The organism is Loktanella sp. DJP18, assembly GCF_049310965.1.
Taxonomy (GTDB): Bacteria; Pseudomonadota; Alphaproteobacteria; order Rhodobacterales; family Rhodobacteraceae; genus Loktanella.
The window spans coordinates 24,192-30,506 of sequence record NZ_JBMERN010000044.1 but is presented as its reverse complement, the minus strand read 5'-3'; the positions used below and the strand labels follow the sequence as shown (position 1 = coordinate 30,506).

At 55.6% G+C, this 6,315-nt stretch carries 4 protein-coding genes and 1 pseudogene; 3 read left to right on the top strand and 2 right to left on the bottom strand.

The window, feature by feature from the left end:
• Window positions 1-618: 618 nt before the first annotated feature.
• The 3 genes and pseudogenes from ACOI1H_RS13605 to ACOI1H_RS13595 form a co-directional block, all read left to right on the top strand.
• Window positions 619-1,056, top strand: a complete 438-nt coding sequence (locus ACOI1H_RS13605) for a metallophosphoesterase (protein WP_422438225.1) — start codon at window positions 619-621, stop codon at window positions 1,054-1,056.
• Window positions 1,057-2,870: 1,814 nt separating this feature from the next.
• On the top strand, window positions 2,871-3,785 hold the full coding sequence (locus ACOI1H_RS13600) for a GGDEF domain-containing protein (protein ID WP_422438223.1): 915 nt from the start codon (window positions 2,871-2,873) through the stop codon (window positions 3,783-3,785).
• A gap of 460 nt (window positions 3,786-4,245) precedes the next feature.
• Window positions 4,246-4,743: pseudogene (locus tag ACOI1H_RS13595) on the top strand (transposase); the annotation flags it as partial.
• A gap of 173 nt (window positions 4,744-4,916) precedes the next feature.
• Here ACOI1H_RS13595 and ACOI1H_RS13590 read toward each other — a convergent pair.
• Window positions 4,917-5,540, bottom strand: a complete 624-nt coding sequence (locus tag ACOI1H_RS13590; protein ID WP_422438221.1) for a hypothetical protein — start codon at window positions 5,538-5,540, stop codon at window positions 4,917-4,919.
• A gap of 76 nt (window positions 5,541-5,616) precedes the next feature.
• Window positions 5,617-6,219, bottom strand: a complete 603-nt coding sequence (locus tag ACOI1H_RS13585; RefSeq protein WP_422438220.1) for a hypothetical protein — start codon at window positions 6,217-6,219, stop codon at window positions 5,617-5,619.
• Between the last annotated feature and the right edge of the window lie 96 nt (window positions 6,220-6,315).

Sequence of the window (6,315 nt, the reverse complement as noted above, 5' to 3'; positions counted from 1 at the left end):
GGACGAGACCGCGTCGCAGACCACCGAGCAGATGGTCGACGACGAGATCCCGTTCTAGGGTCTTACAACCTGCGGCCTCACGGCCTTACGATTTCCCACCGGGCCCGGCTCTCATTACGGCCGGGCGCGGCAAAAAGAGCACCGCGAACCGGTGCAGTGAAACAGCCAGGAAAGGTCATGGCCATGAAGATTTAACGCCCTCGGGCTTAACCTGGACGCGATGCCGCTTTAATCTCCACCGGGCGCGTGACGCCCACGGATCGCATACCCTACATCGCTGGTAGCTTCTCCCTTGCCTTAAGGCGAAGGGCTTTAATCCGCCCCTGACCGACAATGCCCACCGCGGCCGTCGGCACATAAAACCCTGAGAGCGACGCGTCCGATCTCTGCCGACACCGCATGCGGTGCCAGACATCGCGACGCTCCTCTGATAAGCCGCTTAGTAAAGCGTCTTTTTAGTCGAGCGACCACGCAGCACAGTTTGACAGCATGTTCTGGCCGACCCCTCGGGGTCCGGCCATTTTTTTTGACGGGAAATATACGCCGGGGTTCGCCGGTCTCATTTGTGAGACCGGTGCCCCACGGCGCCGATGTGAAATCAACGACGAGGAGGCAGCAATGCTTTACGCAGAACGCCTTGCGATCACGGGACCGAAACTGGATAACTTCGCATTCCCCGACAACATCGCTTTGCTCGTCATCGGCGACGTCCACGGCCAGAATGCCGCCCTGCGCGGCGTCCTGACAGGTCTGGGTCGTGTCTCCACACCCGGCAAACCCCGGGTGCTGGTCTTCCTCGGCAACCTCATCGACCGGGGCCCGGACTCGCTGGGTTGCCTGAATACGGCCTTCAACGATGCGGCCTCGCGCGCGCGGGCCGACGAGGTTGTCTACCTGCCGGGTAACCACGAGTTGCTGCTGGCTGACACGTTTCTCGAGGCCCGGGCCGGCGAGGCGGCGATGAAACATCCGCGGGCTGCCGGCGGGATCTGGGCCATGAACGGCGGCTACGCCTTCATGTCGGACACCTACGAGGAGGTCTGGAACCAAGGGTGACGGTGACGGGCTTGGAGGCTAAAGGCTTTGCCTGACTGGGGAAGACCAAAGTGTGCAGGTTTTGGACCGCTTGAGTATGCCTCTGGGTTGGTCATTCAGTGGGGTGTATTTAACATCTACAACTAGGTGATACCTTGGGTTATCTCTTGGTCCCTGAGTGGCCCCAAGGTTGGGCGATGATGGGGTAGTCTAAGCTATCTGATGGAGAATACCTTAAGAAGGCCCCCCAATATAACTGCCGGGCGTAAGGACTTGCCTGCCGCTTCCCGCAGTCGAGAGGTGGTGAGTGGTCATCAGAGAGTTCTACTTTAGGATTGTCCCAAAGTAGAAACCATGGCTAACCTTCAATCTTCAGGGCCAAGCGGTGCGCACCACACGAACTCCCAAAGGCAATAAAGCAGCCGTGTGATGCGCCTCAGGTCGTCACACATCAGTGCGGGAAAAAGACGGCCTGATGATGAACTATGTGTAGTCGTCAGGTTCGCCGTCAAGAGCCTCACAGGCAAAACAGAATGACTGGGTGTCAGGTCAGCATATCGATCAAAATCGATAAATCATGTTCACAGGAGCCCATTGGGCGCCTCGAACTACCAGTGCAGATAGCCAGACTGTGCGCTGTAAATGGCCTCCCAGTGGCGCTACGGGCTACTATACATACTGGGGCATGCCCATATCTACAGTCTAGCCAGCATGACACACCCCCTGAGAGGCAATAGGAGGGCCGTACAGTGCAACCGCTACGCTGGCCCACCCCAATGCCATAGGCACGCTGAAGGTGGTTCCTGTGTGGCCCTGTACAGTAGTTGCTAGTTTAGCTGCACCATATCTATTTGTCGGTAGGCCCTTGGACCTGATAAGATCGAACCATTGAACCCAAAGGTTGACGCAAGGATGCCTGAGTGTTGCTGTATCGAACTGCCGGAACGCATTGCCAACCAAGGGGGGGGATGCTTTCAGGACGCGACTTTCGCTACGCTTGGGCAATCCTGAAGGCCAATGGGTCCGAACTTACAAGAGGCCTTGACGACGATTGGAACTCTTTGATGAATGGGCCAGAATAAAAACTATAACAACACCAGCGAAACGCCTTCTTTTGGGACTCGTTTTGCTCAGACCCTCACCCCCCCCTTTTTTTAGGATCGGCTTACGTCGATGCTCATTATGAAGTGCGGTGGATCATAACGTCATCTGACATGGAACGAGTAGAAGGGTCTGATAGTATGGCTGTTACACGCAAAAGGGTAGTCGCGCTGAAGGACGCTGAGCGAGTGGAGGCGTTTGTCATGCCGATTAGGCGACGGGGTGGTAGCTTCCAGATGATCGCCAATGAACTCAATAATGCTGACATCATGACTACTCAGGGCAAACGCTGGCACCCCATACAGGTCAGTCGAGTGATTAAGAGATTGATCGAAAGAGATCGACCAAGCGCGTAGGCAGAATTAGGTCAGTTATGGAACTATTATCCGCGACAAGTGATACTCAAACTAGCCCTACGTCTTTTGACGTCAGCAACTAGTGTTCGCCACCTAACGAAAATTACCCAGTCTCCCGCTGATGCCCCTTCGATAGTTTGGGCGAAAGTCCAAGTGGCAGCAATGCTGACGCAACAAACCGTGGAAAACACAACACAACGAGACCGACCACATCACTTGGCAATAGACTGGCTGCTTGGTGAGCTTGCTCGCGCCTTACTGACGCCACATTTTTCTAATTTAAGGAATGGCGCTAGGCTTGGTGCATGCTTCGTGAACGGGTTAGATTCCCTGATGTTGCCACCTCGCAGATGATACGGGTGTAAGGAGGGCGGTGTCGTGAAGCTTAGGATGGAAATCGTGCAAAGTGCCTTGCTCGACCTCATCGAGGCCACGAACGATGCCATCGTGATCACGTCCGCTGAGGAAATCGAGCGACCGGGGCCTCTCATTGTTCATGCAAACACGGCGTTCTGCCGAATTTCCGGCTATGCTCTGGAGGAGGTTCTGGGGAAGTCGCCCCGGGTACTCCAAGGGCCGGGCACTTGTCCTCTCGCGTTGGGTCGCATCGCGGCCTCTCTCAGGGCCGGGCAGGAATGCCAGGAGGAACTGCTCAACTATGCCAAGGACGGCACGCCCTACTGGCTCGACATCCACATCGTGCCCTTGAGGGACGAAATGGGCGTGATCCGCTACTTCGGTGCCATCGAACGCGATGTCACCGGGAAAAGGACTGCCGTCGAACAGCTGGAACGGCTGGCCCTCGAAGATATCCTGACTGGCATCGGTAACCGAGCCGCGCTGCATAAGCACATGGAAAGCCTGTCACAACAGCTGGACATGGCAACCGAAAGACCCTTCCTGCTGCTTTTTGATCTGGACGGGTTCAAGCAGATCAACGACACGCTCGGACATCTCGCGGGCGATGACATCCTGCGGCACTTTGCCGGATATGTCGCTTCGAACCTGCGCCGCGACGATTTCATGGCCCGACTTGGCGGCGACGAATTCGTGGCCGTCCTGCACGGCTATACGGCCGAGGCTGCCCTGCTGTTTGCCAAAAACGTCGTCGCGAACCTTGCCACCATGCAAGTCAGCGGGGCCGAGAGCATCGGCGTCAGTGTCGGCATGACAGACTTCGCTCCGGGCGACGAGATGTCGAAAGTCATCGCGGGAGCGGATAGGGCACTTTACCGCGCCAAGGATGCAGGCAAAGGAACCGTGCGGGTCAACTCTTGTCCAAGAGTCGCTTGACGGACGCCTTTATACCTGCTGCCCAATCGGGTGGATTGTCGAAACACTCGGCTCCTATTCGTCGTCTGACAATGTCGATCAGGGAAATGCGTCCCGTGTCTGATACGCAAGTTTTATCGGGAATCTTGTGTCAGGCGGAGAACACCAGCCTATGGTCCGCCAATAGGTCTTGGCTTTGTGTCATGTGCTGACGCATGGCGCGTTGGCTGCCATACGAATGGGTGAATGCTTTTGGCAGACCGATTGTCACAAACCCATAGACATCATTGGCAGACCCGCTTATCCACCAAAAAAAGTAGCTGAAAATCTAACCCCCTGATCATTCACTTTTTCGCTGTGTTTGCCTGCCATTCTGCCTAAAAAATGGCGCGGCGGCTTCGTCGTGGGCCAGTATGGCCAATATAGCCGGTTCCCTGACATTGCTGACGAGATCAAATATCTTCAAGACGTCTGGCGCAAGATGCCGAGCGAGCATCACGCACGCGTCTTTCTGGAAGATATCATCTGGGCCTGCGGGCGGCACTGTCCACATTGTGGAGGCCTTCGCTCTACCAAGATGGCGGGTGAGACGGCTCGGCCCGGTCTCTACCAATGCCGGGAGGTGGAGTGCCGCGGCCAGTTCACGATCACCACGAAGACGCCTCTTCACGCCACCAAACTCGATCTGCGCGTTTGGATCTCGGCGATGTTCCTCGTGCTCACATCGAGCAAGGGTATCTCGTCGGTTGTGATGGCGCGGATTCTCGGTGTGAACCAGAAGACTGCTTGGAAAATGGGTCACGCAATCCGGGAGCTGATGGACGATCGAAATGGCGAACTCCTGCCATGGGAGGACATCATCGAGATCGACGATGCATTCGTTGGCGGGGCGCAAAAATTGTTGTCTGGCGCTTACAATCCACCAGGAAACGGCTGTGGCAAGCCGAGGATCTTCGTGGCCGCGTCCCGGGATGGACAGGATGGGTTCAGGGCGTGGTATCACCGAGCATCATCTGACGTGGGCTGATCGCCCGAGCGTCCGTTCACGGACCCGGAGATCCGGTCGTTGTCCTGCGCGATCCCCAAAAGGATCGGGCGTCGTTTCCATCTTCATGCACCTCTCGGGTTAGCCATCTAAGCCGGCCCGGATTTTCAGTTGCAGCGCGGTTGTGCGATGCACTGGCTGTAGTTTGATTGATTGATAACGCAGGTTGTCTCTCGGGGTCGGCACGATGTGCCGCCGCCTCCCGTCGACGATCCGCCTCCCGTCGACGATCCGCCTCCCAAGGTAGGCGACTCGAGTATGCCGGAACCTGCGATGCCGGTCATGAGATCGCCGAGAAATTTGCCGGCCTTTTCCTGAGAAAGTTCACTATCATTCTGGATAACTCTATTCATATAATCCAAATTTTGAATGTTTCTGGATCTGACTTTACGTATGTTTTGTATGAGCCCTTCCAGGCGAGCACGTTCGGATTGACTTACATTACATTCTGTAATTTTGTTTTGATAGAGTTGGATCATGGCGTCATTGTAAGCAATAACATCTATGCTATCTTTGCGAACATCATTTGCATTGTTTCGATCATAACTTTTCCTATTCTTAAATATCTTGGCCTCATAGCGATTATCGACAGCATCCTCACCTTCTTTCGTGCAAATGTTTGCGGCTGGGTTTGATGTATTTCGTGCTAACGAGCCAAGATCCTGAGAAGAATCTTGGCAGGCTGTTACAAGCATGAAGGCCAATAAACCACAGGAAGTTTTCAAGGACATGGTATACCTCCTTGGAAACGAAAAGATTACTATGAGAAAAATTTTAAAGAATATCGTATCGCTTAATCTTAAAAAGTCAAGCGTTTAAATTATTCCGACTTTTAAGCCACTCATCCACGATGGGATTATCGGTAAGTTGCGTAGGTGACGGACTGATCACGCGAAAATTGACCGGAACAGCCTGACCGGATCTGTACTCCGCCTGGCGACCATCCATTTCGCGTATCCGTCGAAGTTTTTGGTTGCCGGGCCCCGCCATAGCGGAATGAACTTCTCCCAGTCGGCGTGGATGACGTGATAAGCTTTCGGTGTCAGGCGCCTCCGGCGCGCTGCGACGAGCACTTGATCTCAGGACGGCGTCGCAGCGGCCGCAAAGATCGTCCTCCACGGGCGGCGCAACCAGCCGGCAGCGCGGGCACTCGACGCCATCGGCGAGATGAACGGCGATCCTTGGATCTGCTTGCGTGCAGGGCTGGTCTCCATTCCGGGGCGCGACCGGACGCAGTTCGGCGACGACGCAGAGATCGGCGAGATCGCGAAAGCTGGTGCCGGTCTGAAGATCTCCCTCGTGCAGACAGACATCCAAGCGAGCATGGGTAGACTTGGTCAGACTTCCCGCGGTGCGCGCGGCTTCGAGGACGACATTGGCCTGACCGCGCAGGGCAAGGAGCTTATCCATGTCGCGTGCAGCTGCGTCATCCCGCCATTGGGCAAGTCTGTAGGCCTACGCATCTTGGACCTTGGGTTGGACACAACGACGGCTACAGGCTAGCTA

Bases quoted from the DNA above. Each gene is read 5' to 3' on its own strand.
- ACOI1H_RS13605 (WP_422438225.1), top strand. From the start codon at position 619: ATGCTTTACGCAGAACGCCTTGCGATCACGGGACCGAAACTGGATAAC.
- ACOI1H_RS13590 (WP_422438221.1), bottom strand. From the start codon at position 5,540: ATGTCCTTGAAAACTTCCTGTGGTTTATTGGCCTTCATGCTTGTAACA.
- ACOI1H_RS13585 (WP_422438220.1), bottom strand. From the start codon at position 6,219: ATGGATAAGCTCCTTGCCCTGCGCGGTCAGGCCAATGTCGTCCTCGAA.